General features: G+C 70.8%; 26 protein-coding genes. 12 read left to right on the forward strand and 14 right to left on the reverse strand.

Annotated features, from left to right (window positions below; all coding sequences use genetic code 11):
* Positions 1-25: 25 nt before the first annotated feature.
* The 4 genes from OG905_RS14675 to OG905_RS14690 form a co-directional block, all read right to left on the reverse strand.
* On the reverse strand, positions 26-1,354 hold the full coding sequence (locus OG905_RS14675; protein ID WP_328669065.1) for a hypothetical protein: 1,329 nt from the start codon (positions 1,352-1,354) through the stop codon (positions 26-28).
* An 86-nt stretch (positions 1,355-1,440) separates the two neighbouring features.
* Positions 1,441-3,120 carry a DUF3492 domain-containing protein gene (locus tag OG905_RS14680; protein ID WP_328682339.1) on the reverse strand — a complete coding sequence of 560 codons (1,680 nt, stop codon included), beginning with the start codon at positions 3,118-3,120 and terminating at the stop codon, positions 1,441-1,443.
* Positions 3,121-3,371: 251 nt separating this feature from the next.
* Complete coding sequence (locus tag OG905_RS14685) at positions 3,372-4,673, reverse strand: DUF3152 domain-containing protein (RefSeq protein ID WP_328669066.1); 1,302 nt, start codon at positions 4,671-4,673, stop codon at positions 3,372-3,374.
* Positions 4,674-4,681: 8 nt separating this feature from the next.
* Positions 4,682-5,647 carry an alpha/beta fold hydrolase gene (locus tag OG905_RS14690; protein ID WP_328669067.1) on the reverse strand — a complete coding sequence of 322 codons (966 nt, stop codon included), beginning with the start codon at positions 5,645-5,647 and terminating at the stop codon, positions 4,682-4,684.
* Between the two features lie 123 nt (positions 5,648-5,770).
* Between OG905_RS14690 and OG905_RS14695 the strand changes: the two genes are divergently transcribed.
* From OG905_RS14695 to OG905_RS14710, 4 genes are all read left to right on the forward strand, one after another.
* Positions 5,771-5,989, forward strand: coding sequence for a hypothetical protein (locus OG905_RS14695; protein ID WP_328669068.1), 219 nt, complete (start codon positions 5,771-5,773; stop codon positions 5,987-5,989).
* Between the two features lie 145 nt (positions 5,990-6,134).
* Positions 6,135-6,806: a TetR/AcrR family transcriptional regulator gene (locus OG905_RS14700; RefSeq protein WP_328669069.1), complete on the forward strand. Its 672-nt coding sequence runs from the start codon at positions 6,135-6,137 to the stop codon at positions 6,804-6,806.
* A gap of 123 nt (positions 6,807-6,929) precedes the next feature.
* Positions 6,930-7,157, forward strand: coding sequence for a DUF3107 domain-containing protein (locus OG905_RS14705; protein WP_142213842.1), 228 nt, complete (start codon positions 6,930-6,932; stop codon positions 7,155-7,157).
* Positions 7,158-7,327: 170 nt separating this feature from the next.
* Positions 7,328-7,597 carry a hypothetical protein gene (locus OG905_RS14710; protein WP_328669072.1) on the forward strand — a complete coding sequence of 90 codons (270 nt, stop codon included), beginning with the start codon at positions 7,328-7,330 and terminating at the stop codon, positions 7,595-7,597.
* Between the two features lie 136 nt (positions 7,598-7,733).
* On the opposite strand, the gene OG905_RS14715 is transcribed toward OG905_RS14710, so the two are convergent.
* A complete protein-coding gene (locus tag OG905_RS14715) occupies positions 7,734-8,459 on the reverse strand; it encodes a ferritin-like fold-containing protein (protein WP_266487158.1) in 726 nt (241 codons plus the stop codon).
* 296 nt (positions 8,460-8,755) lie between these two features.
* Here OG905_RS14715 and OG905_RS14720 point away from each other — a divergent pair, with 296 nt between their 5' ends.
* Complete coding sequence (locus OG905_RS14720; protein WP_443043943.1) at positions 8,756-10,822, forward strand: DEAD/DEAH box helicase; 2,067 nt, start codon at positions 8,756-8,758, stop codon at positions 10,820-10,822.
* A gap of 107 nt (positions 10,823-10,929) precedes the next feature.
* On the forward strand, positions 10,930-11,784 hold the full coding sequence (locus tag OG905_RS14725) for an alpha/beta fold hydrolase (RefSeq protein WP_328669077.1): 855 nt from the start codon (positions 10,930-10,932) through the stop codon (positions 11,782-11,784).
* On the opposite strand, the gene OG905_RS14730 is transcribed toward OG905_RS14725, so the two are convergent.
* A complete protein-coding gene (locus OG905_RS14730; protein WP_328669079.1) occupies positions 11,775-12,674 on the reverse strand; it encodes an NYN domain-containing protein in 900 nt (299 codons plus the stop codon). The two genes, OG905_RS14725 and OG905_RS14730, sit on opposite strands and share 10 nt — an antisense overlap.
* A 188-nt stretch (positions 12,675-12,862) precedes the next feature.
* Here OG905_RS14730 and OG905_RS14735 point away from each other — a divergent pair, with 188 nt between their 5' ends.
* Complete coding sequence (locus OG905_RS14735; protein ID WP_328682851.1) at positions 12,863-13,000, forward strand: hypothetical protein; 138 nt, start codon at positions 12,863-12,865, stop codon at positions 12,998-13,000.
* 80 nt (positions 13,001-13,080) lie between these two features.
* Here the strand turns inward: OG905_RS14735 and OG905_RS14740 are convergent, their stop codons facing one another.
* From OG905_RS14740 to OG905_RS14755, 4 genes are all read right to left on the reverse strand, one after another.
* Positions 13,081-13,686: a MarC family protein gene (locus tag OG905_RS14740; RefSeq protein ID WP_328669081.1), complete on the reverse strand. Its 606-nt coding sequence runs from the start codon at positions 13,684-13,686 to the stop codon at positions 13,081-13,083.
* A gap of 44 nt (positions 13,687-13,730) precedes the next feature.
* On the reverse strand, positions 13,731-14,594 hold the full coding sequence (locus OG905_RS14745) for a PHP domain-containing protein (protein ID WP_328669084.1): 864 nt from the start codon (positions 14,592-14,594) through the stop codon (positions 13,731-13,733).
* 108 nt (positions 14,595-14,702) lie between these two features.
* The gene (locus tag OG905_RS14750; RefSeq protein WP_328669085.1) at positions 14,703-15,341 is read right to left on the reverse strand and encodes a DUF6758 family protein; all 639 of its coding nucleotides are present in this window, start codon (positions 15,339-15,341) and stop codon (positions 14,703-14,705) included.
* 101 nt (positions 15,342-15,442) lie between these two features.
* Complete coding sequence (locus tag OG905_RS14755; protein WP_328669087.1) at positions 15,443-16,033, reverse strand: suppressor of fused domain protein; 591 nt, start codon at positions 16,031-16,033, stop codon at positions 15,443-15,445.
* 445 nt (positions 16,034-16,478) lie between these two features.
* Here OG905_RS14755 and OG905_RS14760 point away from each other — a divergent pair, with 445 nt between their 5' ends.
* Together OG905_RS14760 and OG905_RS14765 are read left to right on the forward strand one after the other, a co-directional pair.
* On the forward strand, positions 16,479-17,594 hold the full coding sequence (locus OG905_RS14760) for a magnesium and cobalt transport protein CorA (protein ID WP_328669088.1): 1,116 nt from the start codon (positions 16,479-16,481) through the stop codon (positions 17,592-17,594).
* 13 nt (positions 17,595-17,607) lie between these two features.
* A complete protein-coding gene (locus OG905_RS14765) occupies positions 17,608-18,120 on the forward strand; it encodes a hypothetical protein (RefSeq protein ID WP_328669090.1) in 513 nt (170 codons plus the stop codon).
* 215 nt (positions 18,121-18,335) lie between these two features.
* On the opposite strand, the gene OG905_RS14770 is transcribed toward OG905_RS14765, so the two are convergent.
* The gene (locus OG905_RS14770) at positions 18,336-19,100 is read right to left on the reverse strand and encodes a hypothetical protein (protein WP_328669092.1); all 765 of its coding nucleotides are present in this window, start codon (positions 19,098-19,100) and stop codon (positions 18,336-18,338) included.
* Positions 19,101-19,274: 174 nt separating this feature from the next.
* On the opposite strand from OG905_RS14770, the gene OG905_RS14775 reads away from it, so the two are divergent.
* From OG905_RS14775 to OG905_RS14785, 3 genes are read left to right on the forward strand one after another with little or no spacing between them, the layout of a single operon-like run.
* A complete protein-coding gene (locus OG905_RS14775; protein ID WP_328669094.1) occupies positions 19,275-20,567 on the forward strand; it encodes a magnesium transporter MgtE N-terminal domain-containing protein in 1,293 nt (430 codons plus the stop codon).
* Positions 20,560-21,153 carry a DUF1003 domain-containing protein gene (locus tag OG905_RS14780; protein ID WP_328669096.1) on the forward strand — a complete coding sequence of 198 codons (594 nt, stop codon included), beginning with the start codon at positions 20,560-20,562 and terminating at the stop codon, positions 21,151-21,153. The genes OG905_RS14775 and OG905_RS14780 overlap by 8 nt, the downstream gene beginning before the upstream one ends.
* A 44-nt stretch (positions 21,154-21,197) precedes the next feature.
* Positions 21,198-22,331, forward strand: coding sequence for an Mrp/NBP35 family ATP-binding protein (locus tag OG905_RS14785; RefSeq protein ID WP_328669098.1), 1,134 nt, complete (start codon positions 21,198-21,200; stop codon positions 22,329-22,331).
* Positions 22,332-22,380: 49 nt separating this feature from the next.
* Here the strand turns inward: OG905_RS14785 and OG905_RS14790 are convergent, their stop codons facing one another.
* From OG905_RS14790 to OG905_RS14800, 3 genes are all read right to left on the reverse strand, one after another.
* Positions 22,381-23,073: a hypothetical protein gene (locus OG905_RS14790; protein WP_328669100.1), complete on the reverse strand. Its 693-nt coding sequence runs from the start codon at positions 23,071-23,073 to the stop codon at positions 22,381-22,383.
* A 119-nt stretch (positions 23,074-23,192) separates the two neighbouring features.
* Entirely contained in the window at positions 23,193-23,639 is a 447-nt protein-coding gene (locus OG905_RS14795) for a sec-independent translocase (RefSeq protein ID WP_328669101.1), read from the reverse strand.
* Positions 23,640-23,777: 138 nt separating this feature from the next.
* Positions 23,778-25,424, reverse strand: coding sequence for a S1C family serine protease (locus tag OG905_RS14800; RefSeq protein WP_328669104.1), 1,647 nt, complete (start codon positions 25,422-25,424; stop codon positions 23,778-23,780).
* Positions 25,425-25,445 lie beyond the last annotated feature (21 nt).

The raw sequence follows: 25,445 nt of genomic DNA on the forward strand, positions 1-25,445 counted from the left end.
CCCGCGATGTCGGCTCCGCGGGTGGTCAGACGCTGTGCGCCGAGGCCCGGGCCAGGGCAGCGGTGGCATGGGCCAGCAGGCCGAGCGCCGCGGCCGAGCAGGCGATGGCCGGTAAGGCACCGGCGCCCCAGGCACCGACGGCCGCCTCGACGGGACTCGCCAGGACCTCGCAGCCGGGCAGGCGTCCGGCCAGCAGGAGGGCGGGGGCGAGGGCCTCGGCACCGCAGGCGACGGCGAGTCCTGCGGACGCGGACGCCGGGTAGCCGTGGACGATCAGCAGCCTGGCCAGGAAGAGCAGGGCACCGAGGGCGACGGCGGGAACGAGGGCCCGATGGGGAAATACCAGGCCGGCCAGGATGAGGAGCGCGCCGAGGGCAGCGACGTACAGGGCGACGACTCCCAGCAGCAGCGGGCGCATCCCGGACGCGAACTCCTCCAGGCCCCGGCTGCCGTCCAGCCTGCGCCGTGCCTGTAAGGAGAAGAGGCGGGCGCACCCGGCCGCGGGGGCGACGGCGAGGGCGAGGGCGACGAGCGGGGCGGGGCTCATGGGCAGCGGGCCGTCCGGGCCCCCGGCGACGATCTCGTCGAGGAGGCCTTCTCCGTACGCGGCGTACGCCAGCAGCCAGAGCGTCCACAGGCGTACGGCGGGGACCGTGCGCCCCTCGGCGCGCAGGGGTCCGCGCCGCAGACACAGCGTGAGCGCGACGGCGACGCCGATCGCACCCGCGCCCACGATGGCGATCCGGGCACCGCCGTCCATCGCTTCCGTACCGATGACGGCGAGGGCGCAGGCTGCGCCTGGCAGGAGTGTGAGGAGTGCGCGCCCGGCGGCTTGGGGGCGGCGTCCGGCGCGCGCCTGGGCCGCGCGCGCCGGACGGCCGGCGGCATCCGCCGACTCCGCTCCCCGCGGCACGCGGGCGTACAGCTCCTCGGCGAGCGAGAAGACATCCCGGTGACGGAAGCGGGCGGCGGTCCGGTCGGTGATGCCGTGGGCTTCGAGACCCGCGGCGATCTCCAGGGGGTCGACGGCGCGCTCGCACAGCTCCCGGTGGCGATGCATCAGCGCCTTGACGGGGTCGGCGGGGCCGCGGCGGGGGGCGGGGGGCTTGCGTGTCTTCGCCGGCTCAACGTCCCGGACGTCGGCGAGGAGGGCGTCGCCACGGCTGTCCCGCGCGTCGGCGTCGGCGGGCGGCCAGGCCCCGTCGAGGGCGGAGCGCTCCTTGGAGGGCCCGCTGCCGGTGCCTGCGGTGGTCCCGGTCGTCCGTAAACTGCCGGTTCTTCCGGCACTCGGATCGGGGCCGGCGCCCGGAGCGCTGTCGGCACCCCAGGCGTTCGCGGCGCCGAGGATGCTCACGTGCTCTCCTGCACCCCGGGTGCTCACGTGTTCTCCTGCGCGGGCGCCCGACGCGCTCCCCGCGCTCTCAGTGATCCGCGACGTACTCATGCGCGCGCCTCCTTCGGGGTCACGGCCGCGCCGACCAGGCCGCCGACCCGGTCCTGTCTGTCCGCCCAGCGCGGGGTGCGGCCGCTGAAGGCGGTACCGCCGCCCGTCCAGTGGCCCGGGACATGCGCCTCGGCGGGGTGGGCGAAGGGCAGCGGCTCGCCGTCCTCGTCGACGGCTTCGCGTTTCACCGGGGAGTGCGAGATCAGCTCCAGGTAAATGCCGCGAAATGCCGTCAGGTTCTGCTCGATCGTGAACAGTTCGAGTGCGCGGGCGCGTGCGGCGGCGCCCAGCCGTTCCCGGCGCTCCGGGTCGCGCAGCAGCGCGAGGCAGGCGTCCGCGAGCGCCCGCGGATTGCGCGGGGGCACGACCAGGCCCGTACCGCCGATGACTTCGACGACCGCGCCGACGTCCGTCGACACTGTCGCGCGGGCGCAGAACATCGCCTCCACAAGGCTGATCGGGAAGCCCTCGACGACGCTGGACAGGACGACCACGCCGCCGGACGCGTAGGCGTCGGCGAGTTCGGGGGCCTCGGGCCCGCCGATCTCCTCGAACGAGACGGGGTTGTCGCCAACGGCGTGGGCGTCGGCGGCCTCGTCGGGGAAGAGCTGGGCGGCCAGAGCCTTGCAGTGGGCGAGATACGTCGCGGCCTCGGGCCCGTGCACCGGCGCCCCGAACAGCCGCAGCCGCGCCTGCGGCTCCTCCTTGCGCACCTCGGCGAAGGCGTGGAGCAGCGCGATGAGGTCCTTGGCGGGCTCGAACCTCCCGACCCACACCAGGGTGTGCTCGTCACCGCTGTCGTCGCCGTCGCCGACCGCGGCGAACCGATCCGCCTCCATGCCCGGGTAGACGGTCCGCAGCTTGGCGCGATCGGCGCCGCACTTCTCCTGCCAGCGCCGGGCGTGCGTGTTGCCGGGGGTGATGACGGAGGCCTGGGCGTACACCTCGGCCGCGAGTCGGCCCTGGAAGGCGGCGAGCAGGGCGCGTACGGGCGCGGTCAGCTCGCCCTCGCTCGCGGCCAGATAGTGCGCGCGCAGCTGAACGCCGTACTCCGTGACCAGCAGCGGAACCCCGAAGAAGCGTTTGGCCAACAGGCCGGACAGCGCCGCGGATCCGCCGGACGCGGCATGGCAGAGATCGACGGCTCCGAGCCCGTCGTCGCCGTACCAGTCAAGAGAGAGCGGGCGCAGGGCACGCTCCAGCTGGTCGGCGAAGGCAAGGTAGTCGGGGACGGTGGCGGCGTGCACGGTGCGGCGCGCGCCGGGGGCGCGGCAGGCGGATTCGAGGGCGCGCACGGCCAGTTCGGAGCGGAGCGCGGCGTAGAGGCCCCCACGTTCGCGGGCGAGTTCGGCGAGGCCGTAGAGGCCGTCCGCGAAGCCTTCGCCCGGTCCGCAGACGGCGGAGGCGAGTTCCGTGAAGTGGCCGACGAAGCGCCGTCGTTCGCGTCTGCCGTATGTGTGCCCGTCGTCCTCGGGCGCCCAGAGCGGGGCGGTGCGCACGCGCTGCACCTGCGCCGGGAGCCGGATCCAGCCGTGGTCTTCCTGCTGTGCGCTGCGGCTCAGCGCGTAGATGTCGAACTCGTGCTGCGCCAGCCCGCGCACAAGCCTGTCGCACCACAGCCTGGATTCACCCGTCGCATACGGATAACCACCGTCCGTAAGCAGTCCGATCCGCACGAGCACACCCCCGATCTCCCTTGTGGGCGGCCGCCGTTGGTCCGGCGACTCGCAGCGTGACGACGTTAAGCCGGTACGACGGTGGCGCGACGGACGGTTGTCCATCGCGCCACCGGAAGGGGTGAATGCACGTAACTTTCGCGTGCCGGTTGCGTTCTGTCGCGCTACGGTGCGGTTTCAGTAATGAACCCAGCTGCCTCTGCCGACGCGCCGGGCGCGGGGGGTTGAGACACCCATCCCGCACGGCGGACTCAACTGCCGGGGTACACCCAGGGGTTGGGCCTGCACTTGATGCCGTTGATGTCGAGGGACTTGGTCTGCTGCTGCATCACCGGCGCGAGCGCTCCCGGCGTACGGCAGTTCACATGGTCGTGTCCGAGCCGGTGCCCGACCTCGTGATTGATGAGCATCTGACGGTACGTGAGCATCGCCTGGGGGCCGTACGTCTCGGATCCCTGGGCCCAGCGGTACGCGTTGATCATCACGCGTTCGGTCTGCGCGGAATCGCAGGAAACATTGCCCTCGGCCGTATCCAGCCCGGACTTGTCGCACCACTCGTGCGTGGTGCCGGGACTGGCGAGCGTGATGACGAATTCGGGATCGCCGGAGGATATCCGCTCGAAGGTCATCGCCCCGCCGTGCGCCCAGCTGCGGTCGTCGTTCAAGGTCTCCTGGACCGCTTTGGCGAAGAGCGCTCCGTCGAGTCCGAGGCCTTGTTCGACATCAACCCGGTAGCGGATCTTGCGGCCCTTGCCGGGCGCCTTGTCGAAGCCGGGGACGGCCTCGAACTTCCCGCTCGCCTTCAGCTTGGGGGCCATCGCGAACCGTGTGGCCATCAGTTGCCGGTACGAGACCGGGGCCGCGGGAGCGGCGGCCCCGCCCTTCTGCGGGGCCTGCCGGTTCTCGGAACGGGAGGCCGGGCTCTCGGCGCCGCCGCGGTCCTGGTCCGCGGACTGGGCGCTGGAGTGGCCGTGATTGTCGGCTGCCACCTGGCCGGCCACGACGACCGCGAGCACGGTCGTCACCGCGGCGGCGGCGATCCCGGTGAAGGTGCGCCCCTTGCCGCCCTTGGCGGGCCGCTCCTCGGGCGCACCGTCCTCGTCCGCGCCGTCCATGTACGCGTCGAAGGCCGCATCGGGCTCGATATCCCAGGCGGTGGTGGAGGCGTACGGATCGTCCTGCGGCCCCCTGCCCTGCTGCCTGCCCGGCTGGGGCTGGTCGAATGCCTCGACGAACTCCCGTCGTGGGCCCGGTATTCGCGCCCCGCCGGCCACCGTACGAGGCGGCGGGAGCGGCGTCTGCGCCCGCTGCCCGCCCGGGGCGCCCTGCCAGTTCTGGTACTGCTGCGGTACGCCCCAGCCACCGCCCGGCTCGCGCTGCTCGGGGTGTCCGCCCCTGGCCTGCGGTATGCCGTAGCCGGAAGGGGCGTGCTGCTCGGCACCCGGTGCGGCGGGGCGGCTGCGCCGCCCACCGGCCCGATCGGTCCCTATGCCGGACGTGCTGTCCGAATCGGAGCCCTTGGGTGCGGGGCCCTTGCGACTATGTCGTCCCACGCCCCGGATCAGCTCCCACCGCAGTCGTCGAGCAGCTCCCGGATGGCCAGGGCGACCGTTTCCGGGTACTCCATCATGGCGACGTGCCCCGCGTCCGGGAGTGTCAGCAGCCGGGAGTCCCGGAAAGCCGCCGCCGCTTTGCGCGCCATACGGTACGCGACGAGCTGGTCGCGTCCTCCGTACACCAGGAGCGTCGGCGCGAGCACCCGCTCCGCCTGCCGCCACAGTCCGTGCTGACCGCCCAGGGTGTACGCATCGACGATTCCGCGCGCCGAGCGGGCCATGGCGTCCCAGAAGTACGGGAGCTCTATGCGCCGCTCCATCTCTTCCACAGCATTGCGCAGCGCCTCGTCGGTGACCCGCGTGGGGTCGCCGTAACACAGTTCGAGCACGCCTCTTGTGCGCTGCTCGGCCGACCAGTCCTTGGTGAGCTTGGTGAAGAGCGAGACCACACCGGGCAGCGCCAGCAGCGCGGTGGGCACGGCCGAGCGCTGGACGCGCAGCTCGGGAAGGGCGGGCGAGATCAGGGTGAGCGTGCGCACCAGATCGGGCCTGACGGCAGCGACTCGGGTGGAGACCGCGCCGCCCAGCGAGTTGCCGATCAGATGCACGGGCCCGTGGCCCGCGGCGTCCAGAAAACGGATCACGGCCCGGGCGTGTCCCGTGAGCGAGTAGTTGCCGTCGTCCGGCGGCGGGGAGTCCCCGAAACCGGGCAGATCCAGCGCCTCTCCCTCCACGACATCCTCGAGCAGGGGCATCAGCGCGGACCAGTTGAGCGAGGAACCGCCCAGGCCGTGAACGTACAGCGCGTGCGGCAACCCGGAACGCGCAGGGGGACGCGATCTGACGTTGAGCGTCAGACCGGGCAGCGTTACGGAGCGAAGCTCCTCCCCCTCGGCGACCCGTACGGCCGCGACCTTGGGGGCCACGGCAGCGGTCGCGGCGCGGACTCCCGGCAGCTCGGTCGAAGACATGCGGCAATGTTACGAGACGATCACGCCGTGGTTCGTGTGTTCGGCATCACACATCGCGTAGCGCCGCGAATCAGTAGCTCCTACGCTCGTAGGAAAGGCGCTCTCCATGGAAAGCGGTGCCGCATGGCTGTCGATCCCACCGACCCGGAAACTTTCGAAGAAGACGACCAGGCCGCCGCACTCGACGAGGAGGTCCCGGAGGCCGATGCGGCGGAACAGCTCAAGGACCTGCAATCCGAGCAGGACGACCAGGTCAGCCCCAATGGGCTGGACTCTGCGAACGTGGCCGACGCCGTGGAACAGGCCCGGGTGGTGGCCCTCGACGAGGACGACTACCGGTGACCTGCCCCTGATTGCCCCCGAGTAGGGAGCTACCGCGACTGTCCGGTCCGTGAAATTCTGCGCTCGCAGCACGCACAGCCGGGTTACCCAAAAGTACGATGGCGGCGCTGCGCACAGCGCGCACGGAACGATTTTGGGAGGCGGCGTGACAGCCATCGAGCAGACAGAGGCAGCGCGCCCACGGGGCACACGCCTGCCACGCCGAGCCCGCAGGAACCAGCTTCTGGGCGCTGCCCAGGAGGTTTTCGTGGCCCAGGGCTACCACTCGGCCGCCATGGACGACATCGCCGAACGGGCAGGCGTCAGCAAGCCGGTGCTCTACCAGCACTTCCCGGGCAAGCTCGAGCTCTATCTCGCGCTGCTCGACCAGCACTGCGAGTCGCTACTGCTCGCGGTCCGTACGGCGCTCGCGTCGACGACCGACAACAAGCTGCGCGTCGCCGCCACCATGGACGCCTATTTCGCATACGTCGAGGACGAGGGTGGTGCCTTCCGGCTGGTCTTCGAGTCCGACCTGACCAACGAGCCCGCCGTGCGCGAGCGCGTGGACCGGGTCTCGCTCCAGTGCGCCGAGGCGATCTCGGACGTGATCGCCGAGGACACGGGCCTGTCCAAGGAGGAGTCCATGCTGCTGGCCGTGGGCCTCGGCGGGGTCTCGCAGGTGGTGGCCAGGTACTGGCTCTCCAGTGCTTCCGCCATTCCGCGCGATACGGCCGTACAGCTGCTGACCTCGCTCGCGTGGCGGGGAATCGCGGGCTTCCCGCTGCACGGCACCGACCAGCACGGAGGGCACGGCACCGACCAGCAGGGAGACTGACCGGCCGGTGTTCGCTCCTGGCGTTCACCTCGGACGCCTGCCCTGTCCGTTCGCCGGGCTAGTGTGTGCTGCGTACAGCGCGGCTGACCGCGCAACGCACTGACCGTTCGGAGGGACATAGCCGTGGAGGTCAAGATCGGCGTGCAGCACGCGCCCCGGGAGATCGTTCTGGAGAGCGGGCAGTCCGCCGAGGAGGTCGAGCGCGCGGTGGGCGACGCTCTGGCCGGCAAGGCGCAGCTGCTCAGCCTCTCGGACGACAAGGGCCGCAAGGTCCTGGTGCCGGCCGACCGGATCGCGTACGTCGAGATCGGCGAGCCGGCCGTACGGCGCGTTGGCTTCGGCGCGCTGTAGGGCGCCGCGACGTCACTGAAGCAGTACTACTGAAGCAGCACGAAGAGGGCCCGGCGGGAATTCCCGGCCGGGCCCTCTTCCGCTGCTCAGGGAGGGTTGTACCCCACGACCGCCGGGTAGTACGGGCTACGACCGATTTGCCCGCACCGGCATCCGTGAGGTGATCAGCAGTGCTGCTGGAAGCGCTCGGTTCAGTCCTGCTCGGACTCGCCCTCGCCTGGGCCGCGGTCCGGCAGCTGCCGGACCGTCTCCCGTCGCGCCGCGTGGTGCTCACCTCAGGTCCGCTCGGGGCCCTGTTCGGCGCGTATGTGACGCATGCGGCGCTCGGTCCGGGACACACCCTGGCGGTACTGGTGGGCGCGGTGGCTGTCGGAGCCGTGCTGCTCTCGCTGCTGATCAGGCCGTCGACGGGCCGGCTGCGCCGGGCGTTCCCTTTCTGAGGCCGCCCGAAGCGGCTTCCGCGAAGCCCGAGGAGCCGCGGAAGCCGCCGAAAGCTCCGGAGTCGACCAAGTCGCCCGAAGCACCGGAGTCCTCCGAGCCGAGCGAGCCGCCCAAGCCGCCCGAATCGACCGAAAGTTAGGCCGCCAGCCCCAGGGCCGCCATGCGCTTGGTGTGCGCCTCGGTGATCCGTGAGAACATCCGGCCCACCTCCGCGAGGTCGAAGCCACCCGCCACACCGCCCACGAGCATCGTGGAGAGCGCGTCGCGGTCCGCCACCACCCGCTGAGCCTGCGACAGCGCCTCGCCCATCAGCCTGCGCGCCCACAGCGCGAGGCGTCCGCCGACGCGCGGCTCGGCCTCGATCGCGGCGCGCACCTTCTCGACCGCGAAGTTGCCGTGGCCCGTGTCGTCGAGCACGGCGAGCACCAGCCCGCGGGTGTCGGTGTCCAGGCGGGCCGCGACCTCGCGGTAGAAGTCGCTGGCGATCGAGTCGCCGACGTAAGCCTTGACCAGGCCCTCGAGCCAGTCGGACGGCGCGGTCTGGCGGTGGAAGTCGTCCAGGGCCTGGGCGAAGGGCTCCATCGCGGCGGTCGGCTCGGCGTCGATGGCGGTGAGCCGGTCGCGCAGCTGCTCGAAGTGGTGGAACTCCGCGGAGGCCATCTTCGCCAGCTCCGCCTTGTCGCCGAGCGTCGGTGCCAGCTTGGCGTCCTCGGCGAGCCGCTCGAAGGCCGCCAGCTCGCCGTACGCGAGCGCGCCCAGCAGATCCACGACAGCGGCGCGGTACTGGGGGTCGGCGGACGCCGTGGCCCAGTCCTGGGCGGCGATTCCGGTGGGTTCAGTGGCGTTGTCAGGCGTCTCCATGAAGCGCACAATAGCCCGCTCACCGCAGGGCGGAAGGGCCTGGTCAGCCTCGCCCGTAGTGAGGTTCCTACGAATTCGCCCAACACACATGCGCGATTCCGGGGTACAGTGGTAATGCGCCTGTCGAGCGTTTTAGCTACTCGGCGGGCGATCGCAGTGTATGACTGGGGGTTTGTTCCCCAGAGTCCCCTTGAGGATGCCCGGTCGGTGGCACGATCGGCTCCGAACCGACCGCCCTCCACGCGGACCGTGCGCACAGTTGCGTACGACCGCAGATGAGGGGCCCCCTCAGCGGCATGACGCTCGAGCGACGGCAGTGGTCCCGCGCCATCCGGCCAACCCACGGCCGGCCCAGTACCCAGGTGCGGTACGACCCCCATCGTTCGCCTCGTGCCGCGTCTCACAGAAGAGGCAGCACCCTGACTACGACTTTCCGGGATCTTGGGATCCTCCCCGAGACCGCCGAGGCCCTTGAGGCCGTCGGCATCATGTCCCCCTTCCCCATCCAGGAGATGACGCTCCCCGTCGCGCTCACTGGCACCGATGTCATCGGCCAGGCCAAGACCGGCACGGGCAAGACCCTCGGTTTCGGCCTGCCGCTGCTCGAGCGCGTCACCGTCCCCGCGGACGTCGAGGCCGGCCGGGCGAAGCCCGAGCAGCTGACCGACGCCCCGCAGGCTCTGGTGGTCGTCCCTACCCGCGAGCTGTGCACGCAGGTCACCAACGACCTGCTCACCGCCGGCAAGGTGCGTAACGTCCGCGTGCTCGCCATCTACGGCGGCCGTGCGTACGAACCCCAGGTCGAGGCGCTCAAGAAGGGCGTCGACGTGATCGTCGGCACCCCGGGCCGGCTGCTCGACCTGGCCGGCCAGAAGAAGCTCGACCTCTCGCATGTGCGCGCACTCGTCCTCGACGAGGCTGATGAGATGCTCGACCTGGGCTTCCTGCCCGACGTCGAGAAGATCATCCAGCTGCTTCCGCCCAAGCGCCAGACGATGCTGTTCTCGGCGACCATGCCGGGTGCGGTCATCGGCCTCGCCCGCCGCTACATGTCGCAGCCCACACACATCCGCGCGACCTCGCCGGACGACGAGGGCGCGACCGTCGCGAACACCGCGCAGTACGTGTACCGCGCGCACTCCATGGACAAGCCGGAGTTGGTCTCCCGCATACTGCAGGCCGACGGCCGCGGGCTCGCGATGATCTTCTGCCGCACCAAGCGCACGGCGGCCGACATCGCCGAGCAGCTGCAGACCCGCGGCTTCGCCTCCGGCGCGGTCCACGGCGACCTCGGCCAGGGCGCGCGCGAGCAGGCGCTCCGTGCCTTCCGCAACGGCAAGGTGGACGTCCTCGTCTGCACCGATGTCGCCGCGCGCGGCATCGACGTCGAGGGTGTGACGCATGTCATCAACTACCAGTCGCCCGAGGACGAGAAGACCTACCTCCACCGCATCGGCCGCACCGGCCGCGCGGGAGCCAAGGGCATCGCGATCACGCTGGTCGACTGGGACGACATCCCGCGCTGGCAGCTGATCAACAAGGCACTGGACCTCGGCTTCAGCGACCCGGTCGAGACGTACTCCACGTCGCCGCACCTGTTCGAGGAGCTGAGCATCCCTGCGGGCACGAAGGGTGTCCTGCCGCGCGCCGAGCGCACCCGCGCCGGTCTTGCGGCGGAAGAGGTCGAGGATCTGGGCGAGACGGGCGGCCGCGGCCGCAAGTCCGCGCCGGCCACCGAGGAGCGCGCGCCGCGCACTCCGCGGCAGCGCCGCCGTACGCGCGGCGGCTCGACGCCTCAGACGGCGGAGCCGACGACCGAGGCGATGCCCGAGACCACGGACGCCCCTGCGGAGCCCCGCACTCCGCGGCGCCGCCGCCGCACCCGGGTGGGAGCGGCGACGACGGCCGTGGACACGGTCGAGTCGGTCGACACGGTGGTCGTGGCCGAGCCCGAGGTTGTGGCGGAGCCGAAGCCCCGTCGCCGGTCGCGTGCCGCGAAGCCGGTGGAGGCCGAAGTCGACTTCCAGATCGCACCCGCGACCGAGCCGGAGGCGGAAACCAAGCCCCGCCGCCGCACCCGCGCCGTCAAGGCCGTCGACACCGTCGAGGCTGTGGCAACCGAGGTCGAGGTGGAGACCAAGCCCCGCCGCCGCGCCCGCGCCGTCAAGCCGGTCGAGGCCGAGGTCGACTTCCAGATCGCACCCGCGACCGAGCCGGAGGCGGAAACCAAGCCCCGCCGCCGGACGCGTGCCGCCAAGCCGGTCGAGGCCGTCGCGACGGCCGAGGCGGCCGAGGCCCCTGAGGCGGCTGTGAAGCCTCGGCGCCGTACGCGGGCGCCGAAGGCCACCCAGCCCGAGAGCTGACGCACGAACAAGCCCGAGAGCTGACGCACGAACCGGATGGCCCGGCCCCCTTTGTGGGGGGCCGGGCCATCGGCGTGTGGCAAACGGTGGCCCGTTAGCCTCGTCGCATGAGCCGGCCGCCCACCTTCACCCCGCCCCCCTGCGCCCTCCCCCGCGACCTCCCCACCGCGCGCGGCACGTTCGCCGTGCTCGACTCGCGGCCGAGCGGTCAGCCCCACAAGGGCACCGCCCTCCTCCTGCCCGGGTACACCGGGAGCAAGGAGGACTTCATCGCGCTGCTCGAGCCCCTCGCCATGGCCGGTTACCGCGCTGTCGCCGTCGACGGGCGCGGGCAGTACGAGACCGACGGCCCCGAGGACCAACAGGCGTACGCCCAGGCCGAGTTGGCCCGCGACGTGCTTGCCCAGGCCGAGGCGGTCCAGGACGGCCCGGTCCACCTCCTCGGGCACTCGCTCGGCGGACAGATCGCCCGCGCCGCCGTCCTCGTCGCCCCCGCCCCCTTCCGCACCCTGACCCTCATGTCCTCCGGGCCCGCACAGATCTCGCCCGCCCAGCAGCAGAAGGTGAAGATGCTCAGCGACGCGCTCGCGGTGATGAGCATGGACGAGGTGTGGCAGGCGATGAAAGCGCTCGACCCGCCCGAGGACGCGGACACCGACCCCACCAACGGCGAGGACCTGCGCCGACGCTGGCTGCGGCACAACCCGTCCCAGTTGATCGCCACCGGCCGCGCCCTGACCGTGGAGCCCGACCGGGTCGACGCGCTCGCCGCCGTACAGCCGCTGCCCAAGCACGTGGTGTCGGGCGAGCGCGACGACACCTGGCCGGTGCCGCTGCTCGACGCGATGGCACGGCGTCTGGATGCCCGTCGGACGGTCATCGCCGGGGCCGAGCACTCACCGAACACCGACCGTCCCGCCGAGACGGCCGCAGCCCTGCTGTCGTTCTGGGATCAGTACTGAGCCTGCAGGTGCTGCCAGAACCCGTCCCGCAGCGCACGTCTCAGCACCGCATGCCCCCGTAGCGAGCGCTGCAGGACCCTCTCCGCCTCGATGAGCAGGTCCTGGTCCACCGGGCCGGGCAGATAGGGATGGCCGGGCAGCAGCTCCGCCATCGGCTCCCGCCCCCGCTCCGCCAGCCACGTCGCCGCGATCTGCGCCCCCACGAAGCGCACCTCGTCGCGCGACGGCGGCGGAGCGCCCTCGTTCTCGTACGTCGTGACCGGGCGGCGGGTGATGTAGGGACGGCAGAAGTCGAGGTCGAACGTCCGCTGGCTGTCGACCTCCCACAGCAGCGGTTCGGCCTGATTGCGTCCCTCCCCCGCCTCGATGCCCCACAGATGGACCCGCGCCCCGTACCCCTGCGCCGCCTCGACCGCCGAGACCAAGTCCTCGTCGCCGCCCACGAGCGCCGCGTCGCTGATCGCGCGGTGCCGGGCGAGTGACTCCAGGTCCGTACGGATGAGTGAGTCGACGCCCTTCTGCTGGTTGTTCGCGTTGAGATTGCCCAGGCGCACCTTGACGTCCGGCAGCTCGGCGATGGACTGCTGCTCGGGGGTGTGGATACGGCGGCGTGCGCCGTCGTACCAGTACACCCGCAGCAGTCTGCTGTCCGCGAAGATCGTGCGGGCCTTGTCGATGAAGGCCTCGATCAGCCCCTCGGCGTCCAGGTCGAAGGAGCGCCGGTCCTCGGTGCCCGCCACAAGCAACCCGGCCGCAGCATAGACGTAACCGGCGTCCACGAAGATGGCATGTGTCGAAGGGGTCTTGGCGACCTCGGCGAGCATGCGATGGAGCAGCTCGTTGGTCCGCTCCAGGCGGGCGCTGATCTCGTTGATCTCTGCATCGTTCATACGAGGCTCATTCTCCGTGGCCCCGCCTCTACCTGCCAGTAGTTAGGCATCCAAAAAATTTCCTTAGCGTAGGGAATGTTTGCAGGGTGCATACCGTTGAACGAGTACAGAACACTGACGGGCATCCGTCGCCATCAGTTCTCCAGCAGGAGGATCAGACGAAGGGAGAAGCCTTGCGCTTCGAAATCATGCGACTCAACGACGTCGACGGCACCGCCGTGGACACCACCGTTGTAGACGCCGCCTCCGTCAACCGGATCGTGCAGCAGGCCGCTTCGATCGGCCAGCGCATCTACATCCGACCCGCCGAAACCACGGCCTCGTAACGCTTCATGACGTTGTGATGTGACGCACCGCGCCCCCGTACGGATCACCGTACGGGGGCGCACTGTGTTGTGGCGGCGGCTCAGGAGCTCTGGATCACCTGGGTGATGCCGTTGATGATCTGCTGCACGGCGATCGCGGAGAGCATCATGCCCGCGAGCCGGGTCACCAGCACCACGCCGCCGTCCTTGATCAGCCGGATGATCAGCAGGGAGTAGCGCATGGTCAGCCAGAGCACCACATGCATCGCGACGATCGCGGCCCACACGGACAGCTGCTGGGCGGCGCCGTCGGCGTGCTGCACGGCCAGAATCACCGAGACGATCGCGCCGGGCCCGGCGAGCAGCGGCATGCCCAGCGGTACGAGCGCGACATTGACGTCCTTCGTCTGCTTGGGCTCGTCCGTCTTGCCGGTCAGCAGGTCGAGCGCGATGAGCAGCAGGAGCAGACCGCCCGCGATCATCAGCGCGGGCACGGAGACATGCAGATAGTCCAGGATCTGCTGGCCGAGGATGCCGAAGACGGTGATCACACCGAAGGCGACGGCGACGGCCTGCAAGGCCATGCGGCGCTGCACCTTGGCGGGCCGGCCGGAGGTCAGCGCGAGGAAGATCGGAGTGATCCCGGGGGGATCCATGATGACAAAAAGAGTCAGGAAGAGAGAGCCGAAAATGGCAGCGTCGAACACAGTGAGGGCCTAGCGAGAAGAGGAATAGAGGGAGGGCGAGGAGGCTACGCGGGACGTCCGCCCGTGCCCGGCACCGGGAACGCGCCCGTCGCTCGGCGCGTGATCTCGCCGTAGATCTCCGGGTCGGTGGTGAACTCCCCGAGCCGGCACGTCTTGCGGCTGCCGTGGTAGTCGCTGGATCCGGTGCCCAGCAGGCCGAGGTCGGCGGCCAGTGAGCGCAGCCGGGCGCGCGACGCCTCGTCGTGGTCGATGTGGTCGATCTCGATGCCGTCGAGACCCGCCGCCGCCAGTTCCGCCATGGCGCTCTCGGGCACGGTGCGGCCGCGCTTGACGGCGAGCGGGTGCGCGAAGACGGTGACGCCGCCGGCGGCCTTGACCAGCCGGATCGCTGTGAAAGGGTCCAGCTCGTGCTTGGTGATGTGCGCACGGCCGCCGTCGGCGATCCACTCCGTGGTGAAGGCATCGGAGACGGTGGGCACGACGCCGAGCTCGACCAGCGCGGACGCGATGTGCGGGCGGCCGACCGAGCCCTCTCCGGCGATACGGGCGACCTGCGACCACTCGACGGGGACACCCAGCTCCTGGAGCTTGGCCACCATCGCCTGGGCGCGCGGCACCCGGTCGTCCCGTACGAGCTCACGCTCGCGCAGCAGGTCCGGCTCGTCGGCGTCGAAGAGATACGCCAGCAGATGCAGGCTCACCCCGTCGATACGGCAGGAGAGTTCGGCGCCGGTGACCAGGGTCATGCCCTCGGGGAGCGCGGCGATCGCCTCGGCGTGGCCGCGGGTGGTGTCGTGGTCGGTGAGCGCGACGACGTCCAGTCCGGCCGTTGCGGCGTTACGTACCAGCTCGGCCGGGGTGTCCGTGCCGTCCGATGCCGTGGAGTGGGTGTGCAGATCGATGCGCACGGCGCGTGACTCCAGGGTGGGGGCACTTCCCAGGCGAAGCTCTGGGGGAAGACGGACAGGGGACGGTCAAGTGTATCGGGGATTCGAACAACCCCGGTCAGCCCCGGTTCACGACAGCAGGCGGGGCGACAGCGCCCCGCAGGGCAGCAGTTCCACCTCCGCGCCCGCGTCCCGCAGATCCGTCAGCACCAGCTCGTCGTACATGAGCAGCCCGGACTGCTCGGGCCAGACGATCGCCCACAGCCACAGCCCGCGGGCCTCGCCGGCGAACACCGCCCGGTCGTCGGGCGCATCGGCGACATGCCACAGCGGGGTGGGGCGGCCGGCGGCGAGGACCTTGGCCTGTGACGGCTTGTCGACGCAGATGTGCGGGCCGGGGTCGGGGCCGTCCGTCCCCGCGTAGCGCGCTCCGAGGCCGACGCCCAGTTCCTCGGCGACCAGCAGGAGTTCACCTATGCCGCCGAGGGGGCCGGGGCCCGAGCAGGCCACCGCGGTCGCGCGGCCTCCGCTGCGGTCGTCGCCCGCGTAGGCGACCCCGGTGAACAGCCAGCCGACGGGCAGCGGCCAGGGCATCCAGACAGGGACTTTCGCGCGGTGCACGACGACACTGAGGGCCTCGACGCTGGGCGGGATCACCGGCTGCAGCGGGTGCACGGCACCGTGCACGTCGCACTGCCAGGAGTCGGCAAAGAGACCGGGCGCCCTGACCCGGCCACCGCACTTCGGGCAACTGGGTTCGCCCCTCATAGCGCCCCACGGTCCTCCCCGGCCGTCGTCGCGTCAAGGACGATCACCCGTCCGGCGTGTGCTCCCATCCGCTTTCGGCAGTCCGGCGTTCAGTCAGGAGTTCAGTCCAGAGTGACGGACCTGCGCAGGGGATCGCGCAGGTCCGTGGCGTGCGTCAGCCAGCGCTCCTGGAGCTCCTGCGCGCCGTGCACCCGCTTCCAGGCCGCCTCGTTCGACGTCATCGGCAGCAGCGGCAAAAAGCGCACCGGGTCCCTCGGTGCATCCAGTTCCAGATCCTCGACAAGACCGCCCGGCTCCGCGACGAGCACCGAGCTGAACGGCGCGGACGGCCACAGCGGATCGCCGACGTCCAGCGAGGCGCCGGGCGCCACCACCACGCCCTCGACCTGCGGTGACGCGGCGAGCACGGCGAGCGGGCGCAGCACCTTGTCGGTGTCGGCGAGCCCGCCCCGTACGGAGAGGACCAGCTCCGCGCGCGGCCCCTTCACCGGGTCGGCGAGGGCCGCCGTGGGGTCCGCCATCGGGTGCGCGGACATGCCAAGGGTGGCGTAGCGAACGATGTCCCCGTCGCGGTCCATGAACCGCAGCACCTCGATGCGGTCCGTACCGAGGAAGGTCACCGCGGCGCGCGCGTCCGGTTCGCCAAGTGCCGTGCGCAGCCTGGCCTCGACCAGAGCAAGAACATCTTCCATGTCGCGAGCATAAAGCGCGTATGGAACGGGCAAAACAAGGGATTGACCCTCTGTCGGCTGATAGTCTTGGCCGCTGGTCGGGACGGCACGCTGATGAGGGGGAACCCCCAGGCGGAGCTCTGGGGGAGTCGCTCTTAAGTCCCGACGACACGTCATCCCCTACGGGGGACCGGCCGGAGGAGGTGGGGTCTGCGGTGGATCGAAGTCGACCGTGCAGTACCAACCGCTCTTCCGCACGACACCTCTCCTTGGTGATCTGAGGCCTTCCCGCACGGGGCCCGCGGCTTTTCGCACGACGGAAGAGCACTTCGTTTTTGCCTGTCTGTAGCGAACGCCGTCACCGCGAATCCCGCGGTGCCGCCCGCTTTGCGGACGTATGCATCACGTCCCCATTCCGGGCTGTGCCACGCCACTCGCCGACGGCCTCTCCGTGAAGGAGCCCGCCATGTCGATGATCCGTGACCTGCGCGCAGCAGTGCGCCCTGCCCTGCGCAAGAGCAGCGCCCCGTACAACACGTACGACACCACCCGCGACCCGTCCGCCTCCAGCGCCGTCGTCGACTGCGCGGTCTACCGCGACGGGAAGCGGCTGGACACCGGCGCCTGCCAGACGCCACACGAGGCGATGCTGCGGGTGCGCGAGGCCGGCGGCTTCGCGTGGATCGGGCTGCATGAGCCGACGGAAGCCGAATTCGCGGGGATCGCGGCCGAGTTCGGGCTGCACCCGCTGGCCGTCGAGGACGCGGTCCACGCCCACCAGCGGCCCAAGCTGGAGCGGTACGACGACACGCTGTTCACCGTCTTCAAGACGATCCACTACGTCGACCACGCCGAGCTCACGGCGACGAGCGAGGTCGTCGAGACCGGTGAGGTGATGTGCTTCACCGGCCGGGACTTCGTCATCACGGTGCGGCACGGCGGCAAGGGCTCGCTGCGGGCGCTGCGGCACGGGCTGCAGAAGGACACCGAACTGCTCGCCAAAGGGCCGTCGGCGGTGCTGCACGCCATCGCGGACCATGTCGTCGACGGCTACATCGCGGTGGCCGCGGCGGTGCAGGACGACATCGACGAGGTCGAGATCGACGTCTTCTCCGCGCCCGCGAAAGGCAGCCCGCGGGGCAGCGACGCGGGGCGGATCTACCAGCTCAAGCGTGAGGTGCTGGAGTTCAAGCGGGCCGTGTCTCCGCTGCTGCGGCCGATGCAGCTGCTGAGCGAGCGGCCGATGCGGCTGGTCGACCCGGACATCCAGAAGTACTTCCGCGATGTCGCCGACCACCTCGTCCGGGTGCAGGAAGAGGTCATCGGCTTCGACGAGCTGCTCAATTCCATCCTCCAGGCCAATCTGGCGCAGGCGACCGTCGCGCAGAACGAGGACATGCGCAAGATCACCTCCTGGGCGGCGATCATCGCCGTGCCCACGGCGGTCTGCGGGGTGTACGGCATGAACTTCGACCACATGCCGGAGCTGCACTGGAAGTACGGCTACCCCATGGTTCTCACCGGCATCATCGGGCTCTGCCTCGCGATCCACCGCACCCTCAAGCGCAACGGCTGGCTGTAGGTAGGCTGCCCGCATGACAGAACAGCTGCTCGGCCAGGCGCTCGTCGAGGAGGCCACGAAGAAGTCCGGCCTCATCTGGGTGCGCGGCGGGGGTCCCGCCCGGGCCCTGTGGCACGTCTGGCACGAGGGCGCCGCGCATGTCGTGGGCGACGGGCCGGGCGAGCAGCCCCTGCCGCAGCTGGCCAACGGCGCGACGGCCGAGGTCACGGTCCGCAGCAAGGACAAGGGCGGCCGGCTGGTCGCCTGGACGGCGACGGTGAGCGAACTGGAGCCGCACTCCGAGGGCTGGGAGTCGGCCGTCGCCGAACTGAAGGGCAAGCGGCTGAACGCGCCGGACGCCGAGCAGATGACGGAGCGCTGGGCAAGTGAGTGCCGGGTGCTGCGCCTGGAGCCGCAGGATGCGAACACCGACTTCCCGCCCGACTCGGGAGCGGCGGCGCCGCTGCCGACGACGGCGACGACGCGCCTTCCTGTGCCTGCGGGGCTGCCGCGGCTGCTCATGAAGCGCAAGCGGAAGAGCGGTTAGCCGGACGGGGCCTAGGGCGTGTTTGAGAAGTAGCGCCGTCCGCCCGCAGGGCGGGCCCCGCGGCGTCTGGTGCGTGCAATCGCAAGGCGGAGGATCGCCCTCGTACTGGACGTACTTGGGCGACTCCGACAACACCGCGAGTGTGCGTGCCAGGCGTCGCGGGGTGGGGGTACCTCCCAGGCGAAGCTCTGGGGGAGGGACTTCTAAAACACGCCCTAGTCGCTCGTCTTCGGGAGCTTCTGGCCGTAGTCGACCGTCTCGTCCTTCGACGGCGCCGCCAGCGTGAAGTTCTTGTCCCAGTCCCCCAGCGTCAGCACACCCGCCCCGCCCGCCCGCGCGAACTGCAGCGGATACGGCTTGCCCTCCAGCGAGACGTCGAGCGTGCCGCCCGTGCCCCCGCCCGCCATGACCTTGATCGTGCGGACGCCGCCCACCTGCGTACGGTCGCCCTTGCTGAGGTCGCCCTGCATCCCGAGCAGGCCCTCCAGCAGCACATCCATGTCCGTGAAGCCGCGGAACTGCTTGTACGCCGGGTCCCCCTTCGGGACCTTCACGTACTTGTCGTTGAGCTTGCCCGCCGCCTCCGAGTCCTTCTTGGCCGGCTTCTCGTCGCCCTCGCCGTCCACGTGGGTCCAGAAGCCCGCGTCGGCCTTGAGGTAGAGCGCGTCCCCGATCCGCAGCAGCTCGAAGGTGTTGTCCTTCGAGGTGACCGAGCCGGTGCCGCCGTCGTGCTTGAGGCGCATGTTGAGCTTGTACGTGCCGCCCTTGCTGACCAGCGTCCCGGAGAGCCGTACCGACGTGGCCGCGTCCGCCGTCGCGCGCGCCTTCGTCTCGATCTCGGCCGCGGAGAGCTTGGCGATGCCGTTGGTCCCCGCGTCCGGGTCCTCGCCGCACGCCGTGAGTACCGCGGTCAGCACGGCGCAGAGCGCCACGGAGAGCGCGGCCCGGCGGGCCCGGAGAACCGGAGGGAGGGGAGTCACAAGCGCACTGCCTCTCATCTGTTTGTCGTGGTGGCAGGTCGCAGCGTACCCGTGCCGAGGGCATCGATCGGAAGGGTCCCGTCCGGACGTCCAGCCAGGGCGGCCCGGAACGGTACGGGCTAGCCTGAAGCCCTCAAACAGCGGTATTCACGGGCAAAAAAGGAGGTGCGGAGCATGGCGGCAGGCGCCCCTCGGATCTTTGTCTCCCACCTCGCCGGTGTGCCCGTGTTCGACCCCCACGGAGACCAGGTGGGACGCGTGCGCGACCTGGTCGCGATGCTGCGCGTGGGCCGCCGCCCGCCGCGCCTGCTCGGCATGGTCGTCGAAGTGCTCAGCCGCCGCCGGATCTTCCTCCCGATGACCCGGGTCACCGGTGTGGAGTCGGGCCAGGTCATCACCACCGGCGTACTGAACATGCGCCGTTTCGAGCAGCGCCCCACCGAGCGGCTGGTGCTGGGCGAGCTGCTGGACCGGCGCGTACGCCTCGTGGACACCGGTGAGGAGGTGGCCGTCCTCGACGTCTCGATCCAGCAGCTGCCCGCCCGCCGCGACTGGGAGATCGACAAGGTCTTCGTACGCAAGGGAAAGCCCGGGGCGCTGCGCCGCAAGGGCGAGACGCTGACCGTCGAGTGGTCGGCCGTGACCGGCTTCTCACTGGAGGAGAACGGTCAGGGCGCCGAGAGCCTGCTGGCGACCTTCGAGCAGCTGCGCCCCGCCGACCTCGCCAATGTGCTGCACCATCTGTCACCGAAGCGCCGTGCCGAGGTCGCGGCCGCGCTCGACGACGACCGGCTCGCGGACGTCCTGGAGGAACTGCCCGACGACGACCAGGTGGAGATCCTCGGCAAGCTCAAGGAGGAGCGGGCTGCGGACGTCCTGGAGGCGATGGACCCCGACGATGCGGCCGACCTGCTCTCGGAGCTCCCCGAGGAGGACAAGGAGCGGCTGCTCGCGCTGATGCGGCCGGACGACGCCGCCGATGTGCGGCGACTGCTGTCGTACGAGGAGCGGACGGCGGGCGGTCTGATGACCACCGAGCCGATCGTGCTGCGGCCGGACGCGACGGTCGCGGACGCGCTGGCGCGCGTACGCCAGCAGGACCTCTCCCCCGCGCTCGCCGCGCAGGTGTACGTGTGCAGGCCGCCCGACGAGACGCCGACCGGCAAGTACCTGGGCACGGTGCATTTCCAGCGGCTGCTCAGGGACCCGCCGTTCACACTGGTCAGCTCGATCGTGGACAGCGATCTGCCACCGCTCGCACCGGACACCCCGCTGCCCGAGGTGACCAGCTATCTCGCGGCGTACAACATGGTGGCGGCGCCCGTCGTCGACGAGAGCGGATCGCTGCTGGGGGCGGTGACCGTCGACGACGTACTCGACCACCTGCTGCCGGAGGACTGGCGCGAGACGGACTTCGAGGAGTCCGCCCACGAGGGGGCCGCCCGCGAGGAGTCCGCACATGGGTAGCGGCAGCGAGCACGGGGCGGGCGAGCGCGGCGAGCAGAAGGAGCGGACGCCCTCCGGGGCGAGTGCCCTGCCGCGTCACCGCGTCCGGCTCGACCAGCCGCGCGCGCCGCGGCGCAGGCTGCTGCCGCAGTACGACCCCGAGGCCTTCGGCAGGTTCTCCGAGCGGTTCGCCCGCTTCCTGGGGACCGGGCGGTTCATCGTCTGGATGACGGTGATCATCATCGTGTGGCTCCTCTGGAACGTCTTCGCGCCCAAGGGGCTGCGCTTCGACGAGTTCCCGTTCATCTTTTTGACGCTGATGCTGTCGCTTCAGGCGTCCTACGCGGCCCCGCTGATCCTGCTGGCGCAGAACCGGCAGGACGACCGGGACCGGGTCACCTACGAGCAGGACCGCAAGCAGGGCGAGCGCTCCATCGCGGACACGGAGTATCTGACGCGGGAGATCGCCGCGCTCCGGATGGGCCTCGGCGAGGTCGCAACGCGGGACTGGATCCGCTCCGAATTCCAGGATCTGATGAAGGAGATGGACGAGCGGCGGCTATTCCCGTACGAGCGCCGGGACCGGAGTGACGAAGGCGACCGCTGACAGGGCTTACCGGGGGTGGCACCCCGCGCCGTACCATCGTCCGTATGGCTACACAAGACGCGGTGCTTGAGGCACTGGCGACGGTGAACGACCCCGAGATCAACCGCCCGATCACCGACCTCGGCATGGTCAAATCGGTCGAGATCGGGGCGGACGGCGCGGTCGCCGTCACGGTGTATCTCACCGTCTCCGGCTGCCCGATGCGCGAGACGATCACCCAGAATGTGACCGACGCTGTCGCGCGCGTCGAGGGCGTCACGCGCGTCGACGTCACGCTGGACGTGATGGGCGACGAGCAGCGGCGCGAGCTGGCGGCCTCGCTGCGCGGCGGCACCGCCGAGCGCGAGGTGCCGTTCGCCAAGCCGGGCTCGCTGACCAGGGTGTACGCGGTGGCCTCGGGCAAGGGCGGCGTCGGCAAGTCCTCCGTGACCGTGAACCTGGCGGCGGCCATGGCGGCCGACGGGCTGAAGGTCGGCGTCGTGGACGCGGACATCTACGGCCACAGCGTGCCGCGCATGCTCGGTGCGGACGGCCGTCCCACCCAGGTCGAGAACATGATCATGCCGCCGTCCGCGAACGGCGTGAAGGTCATCTCGATCGGGATGTTCACCCCGGGCAACGCCCCGGTGGTCTGGCGCGGCCCGATGCTGCACCGCGCGCTCCAGCAGTTCCTCGCGGACGTGTACTGGGGCGACCTGGACGTGCTGCTTCTCGACCTGCCGCCGGGCACCGGCGACATCGCGATCTCCGTGGCGCAGCTGGTGCCGAACGCCGAGATCTTGGTGGTCACGACCCCGCAGCAGGCCGCGGCCGAGGTGGCCGAGCGGGCCGGCTCGATCGCCGTACAGACCCACCAGAAGATCGTCGGCGTCGTCGAGAACATGTCGGGCATGCCGTGCCCGCACTGCGACGAGATCATCGACGTCTTCGGCTCGGGTGGCGGCCGTCGGGTCGCCGAGGGGCTCACGAAGACGACCGGCGCGAATGTGCCGGTGCTGGGCTCGATCCCGATCGACGTCCGGCTGCGCGAGGGCGGCGACGAGGGCAAGCCGGTCGTCCTGACCGACCCGGAATCCCCGGCGGGCGCGGCGCTGCGGGCGATCGCGGACAAGCTGGGCGGCCGGGCGCGTGGGCTGTCGGGCATGTCGCTGGGCATCACGCCGCGCAACAAGTTCTGAGGCGGGCCTTCCGGGTCCGGGGGCAGCGCCCCCGGACCCCCAGCTCGCCCTAGGCGTACGCGCCCAGGTCCTGGACCACCGAGAAGGCCAGCCCGTACGCGCTCATCCCGCGCCCGTACGCACCGATGTGCACGCCCGCCAGCGTCGATCCCGCCAGCACCCAGCCGAACTCCGACTCGCGGTAGTGGAAGGACGTCGGCACACCGTCCACCGGCAGCGAGAGCACCGACCAGGCCGGTCCGTGCAGATCGTCGGCGAGCTCGAACGCGGTCTCCGTCTGCTGGTCCAGCCAGTCGTCGCGCAGCGAGTGGTCCATCTGGGCGGGCCAGGTGTGGGCCAGCAGTCCCGAGCCGGCCAGCCAGGCCGCCGAGGAGACCGAGGTGGCGTCCAGGACACCCGTGCCGTCACCGCTGCCGCGCACCGGGCTCGCCACGACGGTGATGACCGCCGCGAACCGCTCCCTCTCCGCGCCGCCGGCCTCCGACCGTATCGACGGCTCGGCGCCGTGGCCGATCGCGCCGTGCTGGACCGTACCGTCCGCCGCGGCGCCGACCTGCATCAGCCAGCGCGGACCGGTGAAGGCCTCGTCGAGGCCGTACCAGGGGAAGGACGCCCGCAGGTATCCGTCGACCGCGCGCCGGGCCGGCGTCCCCGCGGGTGCCGCCGCGAGCGGGCGCTGCCCACCGGGGGCAGGGGAATCGCTGACCGTGCCTTGCGCCGCCAGCCGACTTGTCGTCTCCATCTACCCGGCCGCCTCCTCTGTGTCCGAGGCCCGGAGCGGACCCGCCCCCCTCGGGCGTCCTCACTGCCGGACAGATGGAGAATAGCCACCCTGTCCCGGCTCGCAGGGATTGACGGTACTCAGGTGGCGTCTGCGTCGAAGGGCGGGCGCTCGTCCTGATCGAGCTTTTCGCGCTTCTTGAGCAGGTCGGGGGTGCCGGGCGAGCCGTTGACGGCGGCAGGGACCGAGGTGCCGGATTCCTTGCTGTTCACCGCGTCCGCGACCTCGTTCATCTCCTTCTTGAGGTCGAAGCTGCTGCGGAGGTCCTTGAGTTCCTTCAGGTCCTCGTTCTCGTTCAGCTGCTTGCGGAGGAACGCCTTCGGGTTGAGGTCCTCGAATTCGAAATCCTTGAACTCCGGCCCCAGTTCGCTGCGGATGTCCTGCTTCGCGCTCTCGGAGAACTCGCGGATCTTCCGGATGAAGCGGGTGGCATCCTGGATGACTTTCGGCAGCTTGTCCGGGCCGAAGATGAGCACGGCGAGCACCACGAGCGCCACCAGCTCCAGTGCGCCTATGTCATTGAACACCCTGCTGCTCCTTGTGTTCTGTGCGGCCCGCAGGTCGGATGGGGTCCGGGCCCGATCCACGGTACCCGCCCGAACTGTCCGCGCGGTACCTTCCCGCGGCCCGTGCCAGGCCCTGTGCCGCCGGCGTTTCGCTGTACGTCATGTCCCGGACGCGGAGCCGAGTGTGAGCGTCAGCGTCCGTTCACGCCCACCGCGGACGAGGGTCAGCTCCAGCCGGTCGCCGGGGCGGTGGGACCGGATCTTCACTATCAGTTCCTCGCCGCTGTGGACACGCTGGCCGTCGACCTTGGTGATGACGTCGCCGGGCTTGATACCGGCCTTGGCGCTGGGGCCCTTGGGGGAGACGGACGGGGTGCCGTCCTTGCTCTTCTCGCCGACCCGCGCGCCGTCGCCGGTGTACTTCATGTCGAGGCTGACGCCGATCACCGGATGGTTCGCCCTGCCGGTGTTGATCAGTTCCTCGGCGACGCGCTTGCCCTGATTGATGGGGATGGCGAAGCCGAGCCCGATGGAGCCCGCCTGGCCGCCCTCGGGGCCCGCGCCGGTGTCGGCGGCACGGATGGCGCTGTTGATGCCGATGACATGAGCCTTGGTGTCCACGAGCGGGCCGCCCGAATTGCCGGGGTTTATCGGGGCGTCGGTCTGGAGCGCGTCGACATAGCTGACATCGCTGCCGTCGCCCTTCTCGCCACCCGCCGTGATGGGGCGCTCCTTGGCGCTGATGATGCCGGAGGTCACGGTGTTCTGGAGGTCGAAGGGCGCGCCGATGGCCACGACCGGGTCGCCGACCTGGACGCTGTCGGAGTTGCCGAGGGGCAGCGGCTTGAGGTGGGAGACACCGGTGACCTTGACGACTGCGAGGTCGTAGCCGCTGTCCTTGCCGACGAGGGTCGCCTTGGCGGTCTCGCCGCCGCTGAAGGTGACGGAGATCTCCCCGGCGGAGCCTGCCGGGTCCACGACATGGTTGTTGGTCAGGATGTGGCCCTGCTGGTCGAGTACGAAGCCGGTGCCGGTGCCCTGTGCGCCGCTGCCGCTGACATGGAGGGTGACGACGCTCGGCAGCGCGCTGGCGGCGATGCCCGCGACGCTGTCCGGCGCGCGGTGACCGTTGTCCTTGGGCGCCTGCGGGAGTTCGATGTCGGTGATGCCGCCGTTGCGTTCGATGTACGCGCCGATGCCGCCGCCGATCCCGCCGGCGACCAGCGCCAGCAGGACGGCCCCCACCAGCAGCGATCCACGGCGCTTCTTCCTGGCGGGCTCGCCGACGTGGGTCAGCGGCCCGCCCGGGGTGCTCCACGGGTCGTACTGCAGCCAGAGGGAGGGCCCCGGCTGAGCCGGGACCTGAGGCTGGGGGTGCCCATGCGGCTGAGGCTGGGGCGGCGGGGCGTATCCGCCGCCGCCCGCTGCCGGTGCCGGGCCGTTCGGCGCGCTGTACTGCGGCGGAATGGGCGTGCCGTGTGCCGGGGTCGGCACCGGCCGCTGTACGGGCGGTGCGGGGGCCCACGGGCCGGGACCGCCGTACGGCGGGGTGCTGTACTCGTCGGGCTCGTGCAGCGGCTTCGGCCTGGCCGGCGGAGCAGTGGGCGACGGAGAAGCAGGCGACGAAGGCGTGGGCGGAAGCTCCGCCGTGACCTCGGTGTCCGGTACCTCCTCGGGCGCGGCCACCAGAGCAGGTTCAGGAACCGTCACCAGCTCCTGAATCTGCGCCTCGGGGTGGTTCGCACGTCCCGCGCTGGGCCGGCTCCACCACTTCGCCTTGGGTCCGGTGGGCTTCCCGTCGTCCATGCTCTCCCCGCAAACTGCCGA

The sequence above is a fragment of the Streptomyces sp. NBC_00322 genome, assembly GCF_036147535.1.
Lineage (GTDB): Bacteria > Actinomycetota > Actinomycetes > Streptomycetales > Streptomycetaceae > Streptomyces.